The 19,957-nt window shown below is 67.6% G+C and carries 21 protein-coding genes; 16 read left to right on the top strand and 5 right to left on the bottom strand.

Going from position 1 to position 19,957, the window contains the following annotated elements:
* Positions 1-45 precede the first annotated feature (45 nt).
* From ARTH_RS01605 to ARTH_RS01625, 5 genes are read left to right on the top strand one after another with little or no spacing between them, the layout of a single operon-like run.
* A complete protein-coding gene (locus tag ARTH_RS01605; protein ID WP_011690185.1) occupies positions 46-3,756 on the top strand; it encodes a nitrate reductase subunit alpha in 3,711 nt (1,236 codons plus the stop codon).
* On the top strand, positions 3,756-5,429 hold the full coding sequence (gene narH, locus ARTH_RS01610) for a nitrate reductase subunit beta (RefSeq protein ID WP_011690186.1): 1,674 nt from the start codon (positions 3,756-3,758) through the stop codon (positions 5,427-5,429). The genes ARTH_RS01605 and narH overlap by 1 nt, the downstream gene beginning before the upstream one ends.
* The gene (gene narJ / locus ARTH_RS01615) at positions 5,426-6,046 is read left to right on the top strand and encodes a nitrate reductase molybdenum cofactor assembly chaperone (RefSeq protein ID WP_011690187.1); all 621 of its coding nucleotides are present in this window, start codon (positions 5,426-5,428) and stop codon (positions 6,044-6,046) included. Before narH ends, narJ begins: the two co-directional genes overlap by 4 nt.
* Positions 6,047-6,048: 2 nt before the next feature.
* Positions 6,049-6,831 carry a respiratory nitrate reductase subunit gamma gene (gene narI / locus ARTH_RS01620; protein ID WP_011690188.1) on the top strand — a complete coding sequence of 261 codons (783 nt, stop codon included), beginning with the start codon at positions 6,049-6,051 and terminating at the stop codon, positions 6,829-6,831.
* 46 nt (positions 6,832-6,877) lie between these two features.
* Entirely contained in the window at positions 6,878-8,101 is a 1,224-nt protein-coding gene (locus tag ARTH_RS01625; RefSeq protein ID WP_011690189.1) for an MFS transporter, read from the top strand.
* Between the two features lie 2 nt (positions 8,102-8,103).
* Here the strand turns inward: ARTH_RS01625 and ARTH_RS01630 are convergent, their stop codons facing one another.
* Complete coding sequence (locus ARTH_RS01630) at positions 8,104-9,444, bottom strand: DUF445 domain-containing protein (protein WP_011690190.1); 1,341 nt, start codon at positions 9,442-9,444, stop codon at positions 8,104-8,106.
* A gap of 50 nt (positions 9,445-9,494) precedes the next feature.
* Between ARTH_RS01630 and ARTH_RS01635 the strand changes: the two genes are divergently transcribed.
* Entirely contained in the window at positions 9,495-10,394 is a 900-nt protein-coding gene (locus ARTH_RS01635; RefSeq protein ID WP_011690191.1) for a glycerophosphodiester phosphodiesterase, read from the top strand.
* An 86-nt stretch (positions 10,395-10,480) separates the two neighbouring features.
* Here ARTH_RS01635 and ARTH_RS01640 read toward each other — a convergent pair whose 3' ends face one another.
* Complete coding sequence (locus ARTH_RS01640) at positions 10,481-12,118, bottom strand: ABC transporter permease (protein ID WP_011690192.1); 1,638 nt, start codon at positions 12,116-12,118, stop codon at positions 10,481-10,483.
* Positions 12,115-13,023 (bottom strand): ABC transporter ATP-binding protein, encoded by a 909-nt coding sequence (locus ARTH_RS01645; RefSeq protein WP_011690193.1) that lies wholly within the window; start codon positions 13,021-13,023, stop codon positions 12,115-12,117. The genes ARTH_RS01640 and ARTH_RS01645 overlap by 4 nt, the downstream gene beginning before the upstream one ends.
* An 88-nt stretch (positions 13,024-13,111) precedes the next feature.
* On the opposite strand from ARTH_RS01645, the gene ARTH_RS01650 reads away from it, so the two are divergent.
* From ARTH_RS01650 to ARTH_RS01665, 4 genes are read left to right on the top strand one after another with little or no spacing between them, the layout of a single operon-like run.
* Positions 13,112-13,606, top strand: coding sequence for a DoxX family protein (locus ARTH_RS01650; protein WP_011690194.1), 495 nt, complete (start codon positions 13,112-13,114; stop codon positions 13,604-13,606).
* Positions 13,603-14,379, top strand: a complete 777-nt coding sequence (locus tag ARTH_RS01655; protein WP_011690195.1) for an AzlC family ABC transporter permease — start codon at positions 13,603-13,605, stop codon at positions 14,377-14,379. Before ARTH_RS01650 ends, ARTH_RS01655 begins: the two co-directional genes overlap by 4 nt.
* Positions 14,376-14,687: an AzlD domain-containing protein gene (locus tag ARTH_RS01660; RefSeq protein WP_011690196.1), complete on the top strand. Its 312-nt coding sequence runs from the start codon at positions 14,376-14,378 to the stop codon at positions 14,685-14,687. The genes ARTH_RS01655 and ARTH_RS01660 overlap by 4 nt, the downstream gene beginning before the upstream one ends.
* A 52-nt stretch (positions 14,688-14,739) precedes the next feature.
* Positions 14,740-15,045 carry a hypothetical protein gene (locus ARTH_RS01665; protein ID WP_043429253.1) on the top strand — a complete coding sequence of 102 codons (306 nt, stop codon included), beginning with the start codon at positions 14,740-14,742 and terminating at the stop codon, positions 15,043-15,045.
* Positions 15,046-15,052: 7 nt separating this feature from the next.
* Here ARTH_RS01665 and ARTH_RS01670 read toward each other — a convergent pair whose 3' ends face one another.
* On the bottom strand, positions 15,053-15,301 hold the full coding sequence (locus ARTH_RS01670) for a hypothetical protein (RefSeq protein ID WP_043429255.1): 249 nt from the start codon (positions 15,299-15,301) through the stop codon (positions 15,053-15,055).
* A gap of 201 nt (positions 15,302-15,502) precedes the next feature.
* Here ARTH_RS01670 and ARTH_RS01675 point away from each other — a divergent pair, with 201 nt between their 5' ends.
* The 3 genes from ARTH_RS01675 (at position 15,503) to ARTH_RS01685 (ending at position 17,390) form a co-directional block, all read left to right on the top strand.
* Positions 15,503-16,240 (top strand): GAF and ANTAR domain-containing protein, encoded by a 738-nt coding sequence (locus ARTH_RS01675; RefSeq protein WP_011690199.1) that lies wholly within the window; start codon positions 15,503-15,505, stop codon positions 16,238-16,240.
* 78 nt (positions 16,241-16,318) lie between these two features.
* A complete protein-coding gene (locus tag ARTH_RS01680; protein WP_011690200.1) occupies positions 16,319-17,038 on the top strand; it encodes a GAF and ANTAR domain-containing protein in 720 nt (239 codons plus the stop codon).
* 13 nt (positions 17,039-17,051) lie between these two features.
* Positions 17,052-17,390 carry a hypothetical protein gene (locus tag ARTH_RS01685; protein WP_011690201.1) on the top strand — a complete coding sequence of 113 codons (339 nt, stop codon included), beginning with the start codon at positions 17,052-17,054 and terminating at the stop codon, positions 17,388-17,390.
* Here ARTH_RS01685 and ARTH_RS01690 read toward each other — a convergent pair.
* Positions 17,373-18,008 (bottom strand): TetR/AcrR family transcriptional regulator, encoded by a 636-nt coding sequence (locus tag ARTH_RS01690; RefSeq protein WP_011690202.1) that lies wholly within the window; start codon positions 18,006-18,008, stop codon positions 17,373-17,375. The genes ARTH_RS01685 and ARTH_RS01690 overlap by 18 nt on opposite strands.
* 100 nt (positions 18,009-18,108) lie before the next feature.
* Between ARTH_RS01690 and ARTH_RS01695 the strand changes: the two genes are divergently transcribed.
* The 3 genes from ARTH_RS01695 (at position 18,109) to ARTH_RS01705 (ending at position 19,836) form a co-directional block, all read left to right on the top strand.
* A complete protein-coding gene (locus ARTH_RS01695; RefSeq protein WP_043429257.1) occupies positions 18,109-18,474 on the top strand; it encodes a thiamine-binding protein in 366 nt (121 codons plus the stop codon).
* A gap of 83 nt (positions 18,475-18,557) precedes the next feature.
* Positions 18,558-19,235, top strand: a complete 678-nt coding sequence (locus ARTH_RS01700; RefSeq protein ID WP_011690204.1) for an O-methyltransferase — start codon at positions 18,558-18,560, stop codon at positions 19,233-19,235.
* Between the two features lie 121 nt (positions 19,236-19,356).
* Positions 19,357-19,836: a Dps family protein gene (locus ARTH_RS01705; protein WP_011690205.1), complete on the top strand. Its 480-nt coding sequence runs from the start codon at positions 19,357-19,359 to the stop codon at positions 19,834-19,836.
* Positions 19,837-19,957: the final 121 nt, after the last annotated feature.

Raw genomic sequence — 19,957 nt, forward strand, 5'->3', positions numbered from 1 at the left:
GTTCGGCCCTATCGGGGGCCTGAACCTGCCACCTAGCTTGAGGGCATGGCTTCCGGACCCCATGCGGGGTTAGATGGACCCGCATCAGATGCAATGTTGAAGCTGGGCCGATTCTTCACGAAATGGGACCAGACCGACGACGGCAGGGCGGTGTTCAGGGAGGGCGGCCGCAAGGGCGACATCTTCTACCGCGACCGGTGGAGCCACGACAAGGTGGTCCGCTCCACGCACGGGGTGAACTGCACCGGTTCATGTTCCTGGAAGGTGTACGTCAAGGACGGCATCATCACGTGGGAATCCCAGCAGACCGACTACCCGTCCGTTGGTCCGGACAGCCCGGAATACGAACCCAGGGGCTGCCCGCGCGGGGCGGCCTTTTCCTGGTACACCTACTCGCCCACGCGGGTCCGCTTCCCGTACGCCCGGGGTGTGCTCGTCGAAATGTACCGCGAGGCCAAGGCCCGGCTGGGGGACCCGGTGCTGGCGTTCGCCGAGATCGCCAGTGATCCGGACAGGCGGCGCCGCTACCAGCAGGCCCGCGGCAAGGGCGGCCTGGTCCGGGTCTCCTGGCAGGAAGCGATTGAGATCGCGGCCGCGGCGCACGTGAACACGATCAAGACCTACGGCCCGGACCGCTGCGCCGGCTTTTCGCCGATTCCGGCAATGTCGATGGTCTCGCATGCCGTGGGAACCCGCTTCATCCAGCTGATCGGCGGGGTGATGACGTCCTTCTACGACTGGTACGCGGACCTGCCCGTGGCCAGCCCGCAGGTCTTCGGCGACCAGACGGACGTCCCGGAATCCGGGGACTGGTGGGATGCGCGCTACCTCATGATGTGGGGTTCCAACGTCCCCGTCACGCGGACCCCGGATGCGCACTGGATGGCCGAGGTGCGGTACCGCGGCACCAAGGTGGTCACGGTCAGCCCGGACTACGCGGACAACACCAAGTTCGCCGACGAATGGCTCCCCGCCCAGGCCGGGACGGACGCCGCGCTGGCCATGGCCATGGGGCACGTCATGCTCAAGGAGTTCTTCGTGGACCGCGACGTCCCGTTCTTTTCCGACTACGTCCGGCAGTACACGGACCTGCCGTTCCTGGTCCGGCTGGAACGGCACGACGACGGCGGGCTGACGCCGTCGAAATTCCTCACCGCCATGGACCTCCCCGCCGAAGCCGGGGCAGAGGACGCTGCGTTCCGCACCGTGCTGTTCGACAAGAAGACCGGGCGGACCGCCGTGCCCAACGGCTCCATGGGTTTTCGGTACTCCGGCAGCGGCGAGGGTAAGTGGAACCTGGACCTCGAAGGGATCGAACCGGCGCTGTCGCTGCGCGAAGTGTCCGGGGACAGCGCCGAGGTCCTGCTGCCGTGCTTCGAGGATGCCGGCGGGGAGGGCAGCGTGCTGCGCCGCGGCGTGCCCGTCATCGAGGTTGAAGGCCAGCTGGTCACCACCGTGTTCGACCTGATGCTGGCCCAGTACGGCGTGGGCCGGGACGGGCTTCCGGGCGAGTGGGCGGCCGGCTACGACGACGCCGCGACGCCCTATACCCCGGCCTGGCAGGAGGAGATCACGTCCGTCCCCGCCCAGGCCTGCATCCGGGTGGCGCGGGAGTTCGCCCGCAACGCCGAACAGTCCAAGGGCCGGTCCATGATCATCATGGGCGCCGGGATCTGCCAGTGGTTCCACGGCGACACCACCTACCGGGCGGTCCTGGCGCTGGTGATGCTGACCGGCTGCATGGGCCGCAACGGCGGCGGCTGGGCGCATTACGTGGGGCAGGAAAAGACGCGGCCGGCCACCGGCTGGGTGTCGCTGGCCAACGCGCTGGACTGGTCACGCCCGCCGCGGACCATGATCGGCACCGGGTACTGGTACATGCACACGGACCAGTGGCGGCAGGACGGCTACTCCACGGACGCACTGAAATCCCCGCTGTCCACCGGAGCCCTGGACGGCATGCACACCGCAGACGCGCTGGCCCAGTCCGCCCGGCTCGGCTGGATGCCCTTCTACCCGCAGTTCGACCGGAATCCGCTGGACCTCGCGGACGAGGCGGAGGCCGCCGTCGCCGCCGGCACCGCGAAGGACACCCCGGGCTACATCGCGGACGCCCTGAAGAACCGCACGCTGAACCCGGCGATCGAGGACGTGGATGCCCCGGAGAACTGGCCGCGGACGCTGGTGCTGTGGCGTTCCAACCTGTTCGGTTCCTCGGCCAAAGGCAACGAGTACTTCCTGCGGAACCTGCTGGGCACCCACAACAACGTCCTGGGCAAGGACCACGCCGAAGGGCTCAAGCCCCGGGACGTGAAGTGGCACGAGCAGGCGCCGGAAGGAAAACTGGACCTGCTGGTGTCAGCCGACTTCCGGATGACCTCCACCACGCTGCTCTCCGACGTCGTGTTCCCCGCCGCCACCTGGTACGAGAAGCACGACCTGTCCTCCACGGACATGCACCCGTTTGTGCACGCCTTCACGCCGGCGATCGACCCGCCATGGGAGACCAAAACGGACTTCGAGATGTTCCACCTGCTGGCACGGGAGTTCTCCCGGATGGCAAAAACCCACCTGGGCATCCGCCGGGACCTGGTCAGCGTGCCGCTGCAGCACGACACCCCGGGCCAGCTGGCGCAGCCCGGCGGGATCGTGCGGGACTGGCGGAACACGGATATTCCCGCCGTGCCCGGGCAGAACATGCCCGTCTTTTCGGTGGTGGAGCGGGACTACACGGCCATCGCGGACAAGCTCGCCGCCGTCGGGCCCCTGGCCGACAAGCTCGGTTTCACGGTCAAGAACGTCACGTACAAACTCGCCGGCCCGTTGGAGCGGCTCAGCCGTTCCAACGGCGTGATGCTCGGCGGCGCCGCGGACGGCCGGCCGGCGATCGACACCGACGCGAAAATGGCCGAGGCCATCCTGGCCTTCTCCGGCACCACCAACGGTGCGTTGTCCGTGCAGGGCTTCAAGGACCTGGAAGTACGCACCGGAAGGAAGCTGGCGGACCTGTCCAAGGGCTCCGAGGAAAAGGTCATCACGTTCGCCCAGACCCAGGCCGGACCGGTCCCGGTGATCACCTCGCCGGAGTGGTCCGGCTCGGAGACGGGCGGCCGGCGTTATGCACCGTTCACCATCAACGTGGAGCGGCTCAAGCCCTGGCACACCCTGACCGGCCGGATGCATTTCTTCCTGGACCACGACTGGATGATCGACATCGGCGAAGCCCTGCCGATCTACCGGCCGCCGCTGGACATGCACCAGCTCTTCGGCGAACCCAAACTAGGCCGGGACGGGGCCATGGAAGTGGTGGTCAGGTACCTCACCCCGCACTCCAAATGGTCCATCCACTCCGAATACCAGGACAACCTCCTGATGCTTTCGCTCTCCCGCGGCGGCCCCACGGTCTGGATGAGCCCCGCCGACGCCGAGGCGATCCAGGTCAAGGACAACGACTGGGTGGAGTGCCTGAACATCAACGGGGTCCTGGTGGCCCGGGCGATCGTCAGCCACCGGATGCCGGCCGGCGTGGTCTACGTCCACCACGCGCAGGAACGCACCATCGACGTGCCGAAGTCGGAAGCCACGGGAAGACGCGGCGGCATCCACAACTCCGTGACCCGGCTGCTGGTCAAACCCTCGCACCTGATCGGCGGCTACGCCCAGCTGGCCTACGCGTTCAACTACCTCGGCCCCACCGGCAACCAGCGCGACATGGTGGCCACCGTCCGCCGTCGATCCCAGGAGGTGCAGTACTGATGCGTGTCATGGCTCAAATGGGCATGGTCATGAACCTGGACAAATGCATCGGCTGCCACACCTGCTCCGTGACCTGCAAGCAGGCCTGGACCAACCGTGCGGGCACCGAATACGTCTGGTTCAACAACGTGGAAACCCGGCCCGGCCAGGGCTATCCGCGCCGCTACGAGGACCAGGAGCGGTGGCACGGCGGCTGGGTGCTGAACAAGCGCGGCAAGCTGGTGCTCAAGGCAGGCGGCCGGGTGAAGAAGCTCCTGGGGATCTTTGCCAGCCCCGTCCAGCCCGAACTCAAGGACTACTACGAGCCGTGGACCTACGACTACAAGACCCTCGTGGACGCGCCGCTGGGCGACGACTTCCCGGTGGCCCGGCCGAAGTCCCTGATCACCGGCAAGGACACGAAAATCACCTGGTCCGCGAACTGGGACGACGACCTGGGCGGATCCGTCGAGAACGGCCACCTGGACCCCATCGTGGAGAAGGTCCGGCGCGAGTCCGAGGACAAGATCAAGTTCGCCTACGAGCAGACCTTTATGTTCTACCTGCCGCGAATCTGCGAGCACTGCCTGAACCCGTCCTGCATGGCCTCCTGCCCCTCCGGCGCCATCTACAAGCGCGTGGAGGACGGGATCGTGCTGGTGGACCAGGACAAATGCCGCGGCTGGCGGCAGTGCGTCACCGGCTGCCCGTACAAGAAGATCTACTTCAACCACAAGACGGGCAAGGCCGAGAAGTGCACCTTCTGCTACCCGCGGGTGGAGGTGGGGCTGCCGACGGTCTGCTCGGAGACATGCGTGGGCCGGCTGCGGTACCTGGGGTTGTTCCTGTACGACGCCGACGCCGTCACCGCCGCCGCGGCCGTCACCGACCCGAAGGAACTCTACGACGCCCAGATGGACGTGCTGCTGGACCCCAACGACCCCGCCGTCCAGGCCGAGGCCCGGACCCAGGGCATCCCGGAAGACTGGATCGACGCTGCCCGGCGCTCGCCCGTGTATGCCCTGGCCAAGGTCTACAAGGTGGCGCTGCCGCTGCACCCCGAGTACCGGACCATGCCGATGGTCTGGTACGTCCCGCCGCTCTCGCCCGTGGTGGACCTGCTGCGGGACCAGGGGCACGACGGCGAGGACACCGGCAACCTCTTCGGCGCCATCGACGCGCTGCGCATCCCGGTGGAATACCTCGCGGAACTCTTCACCGCGGGGGACGCGGACCGGGTCACCGCGGTGCTGAAGAAGCTCGCTGCCATGCGTTCGTTCATGCGCGGCATCAGCCTGGGCAACGACCCCGACGACTCCATCCCTGAATCCGTGGGCATGGACGGGCAAACGATGTACGAGATGTACCGGCTGATGGCGATCGCGAAGTACGAGGAACGCTACGTCATTCCCAAGGCCCACGTGGAACAGGCTCACGACCTGGAGGAGATGGGCTGCTCGCTGGACTTCGACGGCGGCCCCGGCATGCAGGATTCCTCCCCGTTCGGCGAAGCCAGCGGCCGGCCCGTTCCGGTGGCGGTGGAAACCTTCAACGCCCTGAAGGACCGCCAAACCTCAGGCGAGGCCCCCGGTGAAACAACCCTGCGCGGCCGGGTGAACCTGCTCAACTGGGACGGCACCGGCGCTCCTCCCGGGCTGTTCCCGGAAAGACACACCCCGGGGGAGGAGCCGTGAGCCGGCGCCAGCAGGTGGTCTACCTTGCGGCGGCCTGGTGCCTGTCCTACCCGGATGAGGAACTGATCGGCAGGGCGCCGCTCATGCGGGACGCACTGGGGGAGTTCCCCGGAGCCGTCGCTGATTTCGCCGGGGTGCTGGACTTGCTGGAATCCACGCCCCTCATGGAGGTGCAGGCCCATTACGTCCGCGAATTCGACCTCGGCAAGCGCCACGCCCTGCACCTGAGCTATTGGACGGACGGGGACACCCGGCGCCGCGGCGAAGTTCTGGGCAACTTCAAGAAGACCTACCGGCAAAGCGACATCCTGGTGGACACCCGCGGTGAACTGCCCGACTACCTGCCGATGGTCCTGGAATTCGCCGCGGTGGTGGACCTGGCGGCCGGGCGGGAACTGCTGACCCGTTTCCGGGCGAGCCTGGAGATGCTCCGCTTCGGGCTGCTGCGGGACGAACTGCCGCACGCCCGGATCCTGCAGGCCGTCTGCGCCACCCTGCCCGGGAAATCGCCCGCGGACGAGCAGGCCGTGATGCGGATGGCCGGCTACGGCCCGCCCACCGAAGCCGTGGGCCTGGACCCCTACGATCCGCGACTCCTGCCCGTGAAGGGAACCTGACCATGCCGGCATTCGAAGCTGGGCCCGGATCCGCCGTCGAAATCTCCGCACTGGACACCGTGCTCTGGGGCGTCCTGCCGTACATCATGGTGGTGGTGCTGGTGGGCGGGCTGGTGTGGCGCTACAAGTACGACCAGTTCGGCTGGACCACCAGGTCATCCCAGCTGTACGAATCGAGGCTGCTCCGGATTGCCTCGCCGCTGTTCCACTTCGGGCTGCTGGCGGTGATTGCCGGGCATTTCTTCGGCCTGGTGATTCCGATGGCGTGGACGCAGGCGGTGGGAATGAGCCAGGACTTCTACCACTTCAATGCCCTGTTTGTCGGCGGCATTGCGGGAGTGGGGACGCTCGGCGGCATCATCCTGCTGATCTACCGCCGCCGCACCACCGGGCCCGTGTTCATGGCCACCACCACGAACGACAAGGCCATGTACGTGGTGCTTACCGCCGCCATTGTGTTCGGCCTCTGGACCACCCTGGCCAGCGTTTTCGAGGGTGAACACGGGCACAATTACCGCGAGACAGTGGCGCCCTGGTTCCGTTCGCTGTTCGTCCTCCAGCCGGATGTCGCGGCCATGGCGGGGGCGCCGTTCTCCTTCCACCTGCACACCCTGGTGGGCATGGCGCTGTTCGTCATCTGGCCGTTTACCCGGCTGGTCCACGCCTTCACCGCGCCGCTGCACTACCTTTTCCGCCCCTACATCGTGTACCGCTCGCGTGACGTTGCCGTCCGGCGCGGCTGGTCGCCCGTGGGGACCAGGGACAGGGACACCCGAAACCGCTGAAGTGGCTGACAGAACCCACAGCCGGCTGAATCCAAAGGAGTAAACAGTGGCTGGAACAGCACCGCCCCCCACGTCCGCGCCCGCGGGCCAGACCCGGAACCTTATCCTGGCCACCGCGGCGTCCGTGGCAGGCTTCTGGGCCTGGAACTCCGTGGCCACCCTCGGTGCCTTCTATACGCAGAACCTGCAGCTCAACCCGGCCACCACGGGCGTCCTGGTGGCTATGCCGGTGTTCGTCGGTTCGCTGGGGCGGATCGTCGTGGGCACCCTGACGGACAAATACGGCGGCAGGGCAATGTTCACCTTCGTGCTGCTCGCTTCCATCCTGCCGATCCTGCTCGTGTCCGCCGGCGGGACCTTGCGCTCCTTTCCCCTGGTGCTGGGCGCCGGACTGCTGCTCGGCGTCGCCGGAACCGTCTTCGCCGTCGGAATCCCCTTTGTGAGCGGCTGGTACGAGCCGTCCCGGCGGGGCTTCGCCACCGGCGTCTTTGGTGCCGGCATGGGCGGAACGGCGCTGGCCGCCTTCCTGAATCCCCGGCTCGTCGCCGCAATCGGGTACTTCCCCACGCACCTGCTGATCGCCGGCGTCCTCGCCGTGATGGCGGCCCTGGTCTGGTTCCTGATGAAGGAATCCCCGGGCTGGACCCGAAGCAACGCTCCGGTGCTGCCCAAGCTCCTGGACGCAGCCAAGACACCGATCACCTGGAAAATGTGCTTCCTCTACGCTGTCGTCTTCGGCGGCTTCGTCTCCTTCGCCACGTACCTGCCCACCTACCTGCGGGACGTGTACAGCTTCGATCCCAGCGGCGCCGGCGCCCGCACGGCAGGGTTCGCCCTCGCGGCAGTCCTGGCCCGCCCGGTTGGCGGTGTGCTCGCGGACAAGCTCGGGCCCAAACCGGTGGTGATCACCTCGCTCACGGCCGTCGCCGTCCTGGCGTGGGTGGTGAACCTGCAGCCCGACGGCGAGGTCCCCGCCGGCCTGACCTTCGTCGCCATGGCGGCGGCGCTGGGCCTGGGCACCGGCGGGGTGTTCGCCTGGGTGGGCGTGCTGGCCCCGCACGGAAAGGTGGGCAGCATCAGCGGAGTGGTCAGTGCGGCGGGCGGACTGGGCGGCTACTTTCCGCCGCTGGTGATGGGGGCAACGTATGACGCCGCCACCCACAGCTACTCGATCGGGCTGCTCCTGCTGGTGGTCACGGCCATTGTGGCGCTGGTGTTCACCATCTTCGGCGTCAGGGGCCGGATCAAAGCGAGTGTTGTCGCCGCCTAGGGTCAGCCGAAGGCCAGGTGCGCCAGCGTGAAGATGGCCAGCCCGGCGAGGGCGCCCACCACGGTGCCGTTGATCCGGATGAACTGCAGGTCCTTGCCCACCTGCAGCTCGATCTTCTGTGAGGTTTCCTCGGCATCCCAGCGCGCCACGGTATCCGTGATCACGCCGGCGATATCCGAGCGGTACGTCTTCACCAGGTAGCCCGCGGCGTCACCGATCCACGCGTTGACCTTGCCCGCCAGTTCGGGGTCCACCACAAGCCGGGTGCCGAAGTCGTGCACGGCGGCCTTGAACTTGACGGTCAGTTCGCTGTGCGGATCGTCGACGGCGCCAAGCAGCGCCGCCTTGATGGTGCCCCAGGTGCGGGATGCCAGTTCGCGCACCTCGGGATCGCCCAGCACCTGGGCCTTGATGCCTTCGGCCCGGGCGATCATCACCGGATCGTGCTGCAGGTCCTGCGCAAGCGACGCGAGGTAGGTGTCGATGGACTGCCGCACCTGGTGCTGCGGATCGGCCTGCACGGCCTTGGTGAACTTGAGGATCTCCACGTAGACCTTGTCTCCCACCAGTCCGTCCACGAACTGCGGAACCCATTGCGGGGACCGGTCCGACACCAGCCTGCTGACGGTTTCGTGGTTGTCCCGCACCCAGTCCACGGTCCGGTCCACCAGCAGGTCCACCAGGGTGTGATGGTGCCCGTCGGCGAAGATCCTCTCGGCGAGCCTGCCCACCGGAGGCCCCCACGGCGGAGTGAGCAGGTGCTTGCGGACCATTGACTCGATCACGGCCTGGACGTCGTCGTCGTTCAATACCTTGAACGCGCCGCGGATGACGGCGGCGCCCTCCTTCGCCACGCGCTCGGCGCCGCCGGGGCCGGACAGCCACGCGCCGGCCTTCCGCGCGATGTCCACCGAGGCGAGCTTTTCCTGCACAACCTGTTCGGAGAGGAAATTCGTCTCGACGAACTCGCCCAGCGACGCGCCGATCTGGTCCTTGCGGCGCGGGATGATGGCCGTGTGCGGGATCTTGATCCCCATGGGGTACTTGAACAGCGCGGTCACGGCAAACCAGTCCGCGAGAGCGCCCACCATGCCGCCTTCCGCCGCGGCCCGGACGTATTCCAGCCACGGGTACTGCTTCTGCAGGGCGAAGGCGACGACGAAAATCACCGCCATCACAATCAGCAGCCCCAGCGCCAGGAGTTTCATTTTCCGCAGCGCGGCGGCTTTTTCGGCATCACTGCCGGGACGGGGAGGTGCGACGGCGGCCCCGGCAGCGGGTGAGCCGGCATGCGGCGGCCTCGCTGCAGCGGGACGGGTGGTTTGTTCACTGTTCACCTGCATGTGCCCAGCCTAGTCCCGCATCCGCTGCGGGTGTCCGCTAACGTGTCACCATGACTACCGACGAGTCTGTCTCCGCCCGGCCCCTTGTCTACGCCCACCGTGGAGCCAGCGCCGCCTTCGCCGAGCACACCCGCGCGGCTTATCTCCAGGCCATCGCGGACGGCGCCGACGGCGTGGAATGCGACGTCCACCTCAGCCGGGACCAGCACGTGGTCCTGCTGCATGACGCGAACCTGGACCGCACCTCGGACGGCACCGGGCCCGTGGCCGACCGGACCCTCGAGGAACTGCGGCTGCTGGATTTCTCCTCCTGGAAGGGCGCCAGGATTCCCCTCGAGTACGGCGGAAAGTTCGACCAGCTCCTGACGCTGCCGGAGCTGCTGGACATCCTCCGCGCGGCCGGCCGGGACATCGGGCTCGCCATCGAACTCAAGCACCCCAGCCCCTACCTGCTGGCGCTGGAGGACCGGGTGCTGGAGGTGCTGGCAGCCGAGGGCTGGGATCCCGGCACCTCCAAGGTGGACAACGTCAGTGTCTCCTTCATGAGCTTCAGCCCGGATTCCGTGAAGCACCTGCTCAAGAGCGTTCCCGCAGAATTCGTCTGCCAGCTGGTGGATGACGTCAACGCCGAGGAAATCCGCGAGGAACTGGGCCTGGGAGTCATCACGGGCGGGGCCCTGGCGAACGTGATGCGTGCGGCCCAGGCGGAGGGCGAACGCATCCTGAACGACTGCGAAGTCCGGCTGGCCGGACCGGGTATCGACTACGTCCGCGAGCACGCCCGCACCGTGAAACGCTGGATGGATTCCGGCCGCAGGTTCAGGGTCTGGACCGTGGACTCGGATCAGGACGTGGCCCTGTGCCGGGAGCTGGGAATCCACGAGATCACCACCAACCGGCCGGCGCAGGTGCTGGCCCGGCTGTCCGAAAGAAGGCATCCGGTCAGCTGACGGGGTGCGCCTCTTGATAGGCGCAGCCGCACGGTTCAGGCGTCCACGCTCAGGCTCCTTCGTGCCGTTCAGGCGGCAAGGTAGCGTCAGGCGGCAAGGTCGCGCCGCCGCCATCCCGCGAAGCCCAGTGCGCCGAGCAGCGCCGCTGCAGCCGTGAGGGCAACAAGCGCCGGGATTGCGTCCGCGTCCACCGGAAGCAGCGGGCTGTGCCGGAACGGCGAGAGATCCATCAGCCATTCCGGAGCGTTCCAGAGCACACCGAATTCACCCAGTGCAATCAGTCCCAACAGCAGCACCCAGACGGCCCCCGTCATCCGGGGCAGCCATCCGAATACGGCCAGGGCGGCACTGGTCAGCACCCACGCCGCCGGAATCTGCGCCAAAGCCGCCACTGTAGACCTGCCCACCAGTTCCGCGTTGTCGACGGCGGCTGCGGCTCCGATGCCGATGGAGACCCCGGTCAGTAATTGCAGCAGCCCAACGCCGGCCAACGCCACGGCGTAGTGGCTGCCCGCCCAGCGGATGCGGGTGGTGGCCGTGCCCAGCAGGGCCTCAGTGTGCCCCGCCGATTCCTCGCTGCGGAGGTGGTTGGCGGCAGAAATTCCGTAGGCCGCCGCGAGGACCCCCATGATGCTGATCTCGGCTGCGAGGAACGCGTCGGTGAGGGCCTGCGGGCCGCCCAGCGCCCGCATCAGGTCCTGGGCGCCCGGCGAAGTCAGGAAATCGGCCACGTTGCCGACGAGCGAGCCGATGACCACCCCGAAGAGTGCAAAGGCCACGCCCCACGCCACCAGGACGCGGTACTGCAGGCGCACGGCGAGGCCAAGGACGCCGGAGAGCCTTCCGCGGGCCGGGCCGGGCCGCTCATCCCGCAGTCCGGCCCCGAGGTCGCGACGGGCCCGCAGGAGGAACGCAACAGGAACAAGGGCTGCGCAGAGGGCAACGGGCAACGAAAGGACCCACCAGTGGTCGCCGGCGTAGGCCCGGATCTGCTGGTTCCACCCGATGGGCGATAGCCAGGACCATACCGAAGGGCCGGGTTCGGCGAGGTCGCCCACTGCGCGCAGCCCGTAGGTCACGGCAATGACCCCGATGCTGAACCCGGTGGCCGCCCGGGCGCTGGCCGTCACCTGTGCCGCCACAGCTGCCACGGTGCTGTAGGCCATCCCGGTGGCGGCCCAGCCCAGTCCGAAGGCCAGTGATCCGGTGCCGGGCAGGCCGCCGACGGCGAGCGCGGCCGCCGAGAGCAACCCGGTGAGGATGCTGGTTGCAAAGCTGATGGCCAGCGCGGACACCAGCGGTGCGTCCCGTCCCAGCCGCCCGCCGCCGAGGAGTTCCAGCCGCCCGCTTTCCTCGTCCCCCCGGGTGTGCCGGATGGTGAGGATGACCATCAGCACGGCCAGGATGGCTGTCATGAAAGCGGTGTATTTGATGAGCGAAAGGGCGCCGAGCGAGGCAGGATCGTAGATCCGCCCGAACAGCGCCACCATGGACGCCGTGGCGTTCAAGGCGGTGGCGGCTGCCACCCGGCTGGGCTCGTCCGGGTACAGCCCGGCCCCGGCCGCCGCGGTCGAGTAGGCAATGATGGCGAAGCCCAGTATCCACAGCGGCAGCATCCAGCGGTCCCGCCGGAGAGCGAGCCGGAGCATAACGCCGGTGCCGGCCAGCGTTCCGTTCGTGGAGGCACGGGTCGTCGCGGTGCGGGCCTCGGCGGTGCGGGTCATCGCCGTGCCGATTCGAGCGATCCGGCCGGGCCGTAGTGGCGCAGGAACAGATCCTCCAGCGTGGGCGGCTGGCTGGTCAGGGCGTGCAGTCCGGCGGCCGTCAGGGCCTGCAGAAACGGGCCCAGCGCCACGGGGTCCACCTGGGCGCTCACACGGTGGTCCGACACCACGACGTCGTGGACGCCGGGCAGGAGATCCAGGCCCGCGGGCACGCGCGCGACGTCGGCCGTGACCGACGTCCGGGTCAGGTGCCGCAGCTGCTCCAGCGGCCCGGACTCCACCACCCGGCCGGCGCGGATGATGCTGACCCTGTCCGAGAGCGCCTCGGCCTCGCTCAGTATGTGGCTGCTCAGCAGGACCGTGCGGCCCTGCGACCGCAGCTCCCGCACGCACCCGCGGAAGGCGTCCTCCATCAACGGGTCCAGCCCGCTGGTGGGCTCATCCAGGAGGAAGAGCTCGGCGTCGGTGGCCAAGGCGGCCACCAGGGCAACTTTTTGCCGGTTGCCCTTGGAATACGTGCGCGACTTCTTGGTGGGGTCGAGGTCGAACGTCCGCAGCAGCCGGTCCCGCCGGGCGCGGTCCTGTCCGCCCTGGAGCCGCCCCAGCAGGTCGATCACCTCGCCGCCGGTCAGGTTCGGCCACAACGCAACGTCGCCAGGCACGTACGCCAGCCGGCGGTGCAGCGCGGCAACATCGTGCCAGGGATCCATGCCCAGCACCCGGATCGAGCCCGAGTTGGCACGCAGCATGCCCAGCAGAAGCCGCAGCGTGGTGGACTTGCCGGACCCGTTGGGACCCAGGAAGCCGTGAACCTCGCCCGCCGCCACGTTGAAGTCGAGCCCGTCGAGGGCAGTTACCGTTCCGAAGCGCTTTACGACGCCGGTCATTTCCACCACGCTGCTCATAGTCAACAAGCTACGCCGCGCTGTGGCTCCTGACACGGGCGGAAAGTCCCGTTTACCGGGGTGTCCGCGGCTGTGGTTGCATGGATCCATGCCATTCACCTGGTCCGCCCGGGCCACCCAGACACTCTCAGCGGCTGCCATGAGCGCCCTGCTGCTGACGAGCGCCATGAAGCACTTCCGTGACCCCGCCTTCTTCCACCAGGTGGTGCCCGACTTCCTGTGCCGGGATGACTCCGGAGCCCGGCCAAACGGCCCGTGCGCCGTGATGACCCGTGATGAATGGGTGGCGCTCAGCGGACTGCTCGAGGCGGGTGCCGCCGTCGGACTCCTGATCCCGGCCACACGCAAAGCTGCCGCCGGGGGCGTCGCCGCGATGTTGGCGGTATTCCTTGCCGGGCACGTCGACGCACTGCGCCGGGCGTATGGCCCGGCGGGGAGCCCGGGGCAGCGGAAGGTGCACACCGCGCGGCTGCCGCTTCAGGTGCCGCTGATCCTCTGGGCCTGGAGCCTGCGAAAAACGGCAGTGGGGAAGCCTGCGCCGGGGACGCCTGCGGGCAGACCTGTTGCCGGGCGGCCGGCATGAAGCTGCTCCAATCCCCGGCCGTGCGTGTGGGGCTGTCCATCAGCATCGCCACGGGGCTTTACGGGATTTCCTTCGGGGCTCTGGGCGTTACGTCCGGGCTGGACTTCTGGCAGACCATGGCGCTGAGCCTGCTGCTGTTCAGCGGCGGTTCGCAGTTTGCGTTCATTGGCGTGGTGGCGGGCGGCGGATCCGGCGTGGCCGCCATGGGCGCGGCCACGCTCCTGGGCATGCGCAACGGTATCTATGGCATGCAGCTCAACGCGCTTCTGCAGCCGCGCGGCTGGCGGAAGTACGCCGCAGCCCACGTCACCATCGACGAGTCGACCGCCACCAGCACCGGGCAAACCGACCCGGGGGAGCAGAAGCGCGGATTTTGGACGGCGGGCATCGGCATCTTCGTGCTGTGGAATGTGTTCACTGCCGTCGGGGCGCTGGCAGGCGGCGCCTTGGGGGATCCCAAACAATGGGGGCTCGATGGCGCCGCGGTGGCGGCCTTCCTGGGCCTGCTCTGGCCCCGGCTCAAGGGCCGCGAGCCGGTGGCGATCGCTGTGGTGTGCGCCCTGGCCACGGTATTGGCGGTGCCGTTCGTCCCCGCGGGAGTTCCCATCCTGATAGCAGCTTTTGTGGCCGCGGCGATCGGCTGGTTCAGCCACGGACGGAGCGACGAAGGCCTGGAGCCTGATGTGGACCCCTATGCCGAACACCACCACGGGCCCTCGGACGAAGGCGCTCAGCTGCGTCCGCGCCCCGATGCGGGAGGTGCCGCGAAATGAATCTTTGGCTTTGGCTGTTGTTGGCCTGCCTCTTTGGCTACGCCTGGAAGCTTTTGGGCTACCTGGTCCCCGCCAGCCTCCTGCGTAACCCACGGATGTCCCGGATTGCCGGCACCATGACCATCGGCCTGCTGGCATCGCTCACCGTTGTTAACGCGGTGGCGTCGGGCCAGGCGCTGGCTTTTGACGCCCGGGCGGGCGCACTGGCGGCGGCCGGAATCGCGCTCTGGTTCCGGGCCCCCTTCCTGGTGGTGGTCCTGGCCGGGGCCGGAGCCGCGGCCGGGCTGAGGATGCTGGGCTGGAGCTAACGACGGCCATTAGGCCCTAGTAGTGCCCTGCATGCTGTGGAAGGATGCCACCATGAGCGAAGAACAAGCGCCCGCGGTTCCTGCTGCCGAAAGAGACCCCAAGTCCAGGCCCTACGTGCCATCGCCGGGATCCGAATCCACCCGTGAAATGCGTGAGATGTCCCGCCGCCGCAGGGATGCCGAGGAGAAGCTCCAGCAGCATCTTCAGGAGGCGGACCACCTGCACGAGGAGCACATGAAAGCCCACCAGCGGGAGACGCAACTGGCCCAGGACGGCGAGGCACCACCCAGCGGCGAGGCGGCAACAGGCGGAGAAGCCCGGGACGAAGGCCAGGCCGGCAACAAGCCGGCGGAATGACCCGGGCCTAGGCCGCTCCGAACGAATCCGTACCAGTAAAACCGTCTGCCTCTGGGGAGGCTCCATTGATCCTGTTTTCCAGCTCCTCCAGGGCGAGGTCGTACCAGACCTGCGCCCCAAACACGGGATGCGACGTGTCCAGATCCCTGAAAAGAGCATCCGTGAGGGCCTGCAGTTCGGAGGTGCTGGCCGCGGAGATGATCCGCAGCGGGTCGGCATCGCCGTTCATGAGCAGGGCAAGCTGTTGCCGCGTCATGGCTGCGCCGAAGGGGAGGCTGTACGTAGTTCGTAAACCATGTCGAACTCCACGAAGAGGTGGGGTGGCTGACTGCGTAACCTCCATAATTCTAGGGTCGCGTGGCGCAAGCCACAATATTGCGGCCCGGCGCCGGCCCTGCCGTTCGCACGGGCTGCCTCCCTCCGGCCAGCCGGAGGGAAACAGCACCGGGGGCCGGACTTGACCGGCACCCGGCTGGGCCAGTACCTGGCGGAGCGGCTGCAGGACCTGGTTCTGGAAAGCACCGACGTGCAGAACTTCCTCACGGAGCTGTCCGTTTTCTCCGCCGGCTTCATCGGCAAGACCACCGGGCTGCCTGTGCTGTGCGCCGTCACGCTGGTCCGCTCGAGGCGGTCCGAGGCCTCCGCCGGAAGCGGACCCGGCGCGCGGCTGCTTGGGGAAATCCAGCGGGCCACCGGACTTAGTCCCTCGCTGGCGGCCCTTGAAGCCGGGGCGACGGTTTCCGTGCCCGATGCCCGGGCCGACTCCCGCTGGCCGCGCTACAACCGGGCCGTGGTGAAGGCGGGCCAGCTCAGCGTCCTGGCACTCCCGCTGCAGCTGGATCCGGGTGCCGCCGCATCCGTAGCGTTCTTCGCACCGGAGGCAGGAGCGTTCGACGACGAGGCAATCGTGATTTGTGAAGCCTTCGCCGCACGTGCCAGCAAAGCCGTACGGCTGGCTGTGCGCATCGGGGCCTCGAAGGACCTCAACGACGACCTCCTCGAAGCGCTGAAGTCGCGCACCAGCATCAACCTCGCCTCGGGAATTGTCATGGGCCAGAGCCGCTGCTCGCAGGCCGAGGCATTCACGATCCTGAGCAAAGTCTCCAATAACCGCAACGTCAAGCTCCGCGTCGTGGCGGAGGAGCTGCTGCGAAACTTCAATACCACGCCGGGGGCCACCCACTTCCACGGTTGACTTAGCTCCCTGCGGCTATGCTTTTAAGAGTTCCAGTCAACGCGCGAAGGGCGGCATAGCAGTGGAGTGGGTGCGGCCATGGCGGTGAAACTGCCCCTCGCGGACGAACTGGCGGCCATTTTTGCCCGCGCGTCCGAACTCCTCCTGACGGACGAGACGGTGTCCAAGGCCCTCGAGCTCATCACCGCCGCAGCGGAATTGGCCGTACCCGGCGCCGCGGGAGCGGGCGTCACCCTGATCGACTCTGACGGCCGGAAGCATACGGCGAGTGCTTCCCATCCCATGGTCCAGGTTGCCGACGAACGCCAGTACGAGCTGGGGCAGGGGCCCTGCCTCCTTGCCTGGGCCAGTGGCGAACCCGTGCTGGTCAGTGACGCCTTGCATGACCGGCGCTGGCCGGAGTGGGCCCGCGCCGCGGCCGAGCTGGGCCTGCGGTCTTCCGTCAGTGCGCCCTTGCTCGCCGGGGAGTCCGCCCTGGGCGCCGTGAAGGTCTACGCCCGCTCCGAGAACAGCTTCGACCACACCACAGTGCGCCTGCTGGAGCTTTTTGCAGCGCAGGCAACCATCTTCCTGATCAACGTGCAGGCGCGTGAGAGCGCCCGGACGCTGAGCGAGGACCTCCGCGACGCCCTGGCCCACCGCGAGATCATCGCGGTGGCCAAGGGAATACTCATGGCCCGGCACGGCCTGGACGAGGACACGGCAATGCAAGACCTCCTGATGGAGTCGCGGCGGGCCAAGAGGTCGCTGCGTGACGTGTCCGCGGAGCTGGTGTCCTCCACCCAGCTGCCCCGGTGAACGGGGGTGCGCTTTGGCCCTGGGCAAGGACGAAGATGAACAAAGGCTTCGCTTTGAGGAGATGCTCCGGAATGCCGACCTCACCGTTGAGGAACTGTGGCTGAGGTATTTCAGCATTGGCGGCATTGCCGGCCAGTTTGAAATCGAGGCCTACACCCACGGTGCAATCGCGCTGCCGGCCCTGCAGCGGGACATATTGGCCCATGCACTGAACGAGCGGCTGGACGAGATCAATGCCCCGGAGGGCAGGGCGCCTTACAGCCGCGGGTCCGAGGACGCCGGCCGTCTGCACGACGACCGGACCCATGACGACCCGGAACGGCCGGAGGACGAATCAGGCCAGGACGACTGAATCGAAGGCCGTGCCCGGCAGCGGGGACTGCGGCGGGAGCGGCCGGCGCGGGCGCTCGGTCCGTATGGCATCCTCTACCAGTGCCACGGGGCGCCGCCACGCATCGGATCCGGGTTCCATGGTGTCCACGACGCCGATCAGCATGGCCAGCAGGCGGATCACGTCCGTCATGGAGATGTCAGTGCGCAGGGTGCCCTGGGCCTGGCCGCGGCCCAGCAGGACAGCCACCGACTCAAAGAGGCTGCCGGTGATTCCGGTCAGCAGCCCGCGGCGTCCGGCCACGGCTCCGAGCAGGTTGGCATCTTCGCTGGCCGCCGCCATCAGCGAGTCGATCACGCGGAACAGTCCGGCGGCGGCATCAGGGCCGACCAGGGCGTCGTCGATCACGGGATCAACCATCAGGCGGAGCTGGCGGTTGAGTGCGGCAAGGACCAGCTGCTCCTTGTCCGCGAAGTTCCGGAACAGGGTTGCTGGTCCCACGCCGGCTGTCACGGCGATGGTCTGAAGGGGCACTTCCGGGCCGTACTCACGGAAGCACTTCCGGGCGGCGGTGATGATCTTGTCCACATTGCGCGCAGCATCCGCACGAAGGGGCTTGCGTTCCACTGCGAGGTTCATTTTTCAAGGTTAGCAACGCCGGCGCTGAGCGCCCGGGTTACTGATTGGTAGCGCCGAATGTACTCCTATATGACGTTCGCCGCTGTGGCAGACTGGGTCCATGTTGCTCGCATTCTCCGTTGCACCCTCCGGCCGGCCGGCCCGCATTGCCGGCGATTCGTCTGCCGACTCCACCGCTGATTCCACTGCGCTGGCAGACGCAGACGCTTCGGTGCACGACGCCGTCGCTGCCGCCGTCAAGGTTGTCCGTGACTCCGGCCTGCCGAACCACACGGATTCCATGTTCACCACCATCGAAGGTGAGTGGGACGAGGTGTTCGCCGTGGTCAAGGAGGCCACTGAGGCCGTGGGGCGCTTCGGCAGCCGCGTGTCCCTGGTCATCAAGGCGGACATCCGCCCCGGCTACTCCGGCGAGCTCACCGCCAAAGTGGAACGGCTGGAAACAGCCATCGCCGACGCGGGCTGATTTCCGCAGCTGATTTCCGCTGCCGTGTTCTGTTGACTGGTTCTTCCCTTCCGCAGGGCAGCGTCAACTGCCAGACTGGCCCCATGGTTGAGCACAGGCCCGAGCCCCGGTGGGTGGCGGTGGAAGAGTATCTAACCGACGTCGTGGTGCGCCCCGGCAGCCCGCTCAAGAGGGCCGTCACGTCCGCCGCCGATGCTGGCATGCCGCCTATCGAAGTGGCGCCCAACGCAGGCAAGCTGCTCAAGCTGCTGGTGCAGCTTTCCGGCGCCCGCCGCGTCCTGGAGATCGGTACGCTGGCCGGCTTCAGCACCATCTGGATGGCCCAGGGATTGCCGGACGACGGCGATCTCGTCACGTGTGAATACCTCCCCAAGCACGCCCGCGTGGCGCGCGCGAACGTGGACGCCGCCGGGCTGGGGCACAAGGTGGACATCCGGATTGGGGCCGCACTGGACATACTTCCGGGGCTGAAGGACGACGGCCGCGGACCCTTCGATTTTGTGTTCATCGATGCGGACAAGGAAAACAATCCGAAGTACCTGGACTGGGCCATCAGGCTGGGCCGGCCGGGCACCGCGATCGTGATGGACAACGTGGTGTGGGAGGGGGCGCTACTCGATCCGTCCATGGACGGGGTTAACGCGCCTGGAATCATCAGCGCCTTGGAAATGATGGGTGAGGACCCGCGTCTGGACGGGACGGTCGTGCAGACCGTGGGCTCGAAGGGCTGGGACGGCTTTGCGCTGGCCGTGGTGCGCTGAGTGACCCCGGGCGGCGTCCGGCGGCCGCCAAACTGGCCGGACCCCGCCCAAATGCTAAGTATGCTTAGAATGAGCTAACGCGGGACGGCCCAGTCCCGCACCGCCTGCACCGGAGGAAGAAATGAAGGCTTCACCGACACTTGCCAGCAATCTGCAGATGGTCCTGACGGACCTGATCGAACTCCACGTCCAAGGCAAGCAGGCGCACTGGAACATTGTGGGAACAAACTTCCGCGACCTCCACCTGCAACTCGACGAAATTGTCACCAGCGTCCGGCTGTTCGCGGATGAAACCGCCGAGCGCATGCGCGCCCTGCACGCGCTGCCTGACGGCAGGAGCGCCACGGTGTCGGCCGACACCCGGCTGGACCCGTTCCCCGAGGGACTCACTGCCACCAAGGACGCCGTCAAACTGATCACCGCCCGGCTGGAGCGGACCGCGAAGACCATGCGGGACGTCCATGACGAGGTGGACGAGGAAGATCCCACCAGCGCCGACCTGCTTCACGCCGGGATTTCGCGACTGGAACAGCTGGCCTGGATGGTCAACGCCGAGACCATGACGGCGAAGGCCCCGGTCACAGTGCCGGACGAAGACTGAATGCAGCGGCAGGCGGAATGGATCCCGGCAGGCAAGGTTCGGACCAGGAGTTGACGCGCGGAGGCAACGGTCAGTTAGAAGCGAGGGCCGTGCGGATCAGTTCGGCGCCGCAACGGCTGGG

Source organism: Arthrobacter sp. FB24, from assembly GCF_000196235.1.
In the GTDB taxonomy this organism is placed as follows: domain Bacteria; phylum Actinomycetota; class Actinomycetes; order Actinomycetales; family Micrococcaceae; genus Arthrobacter.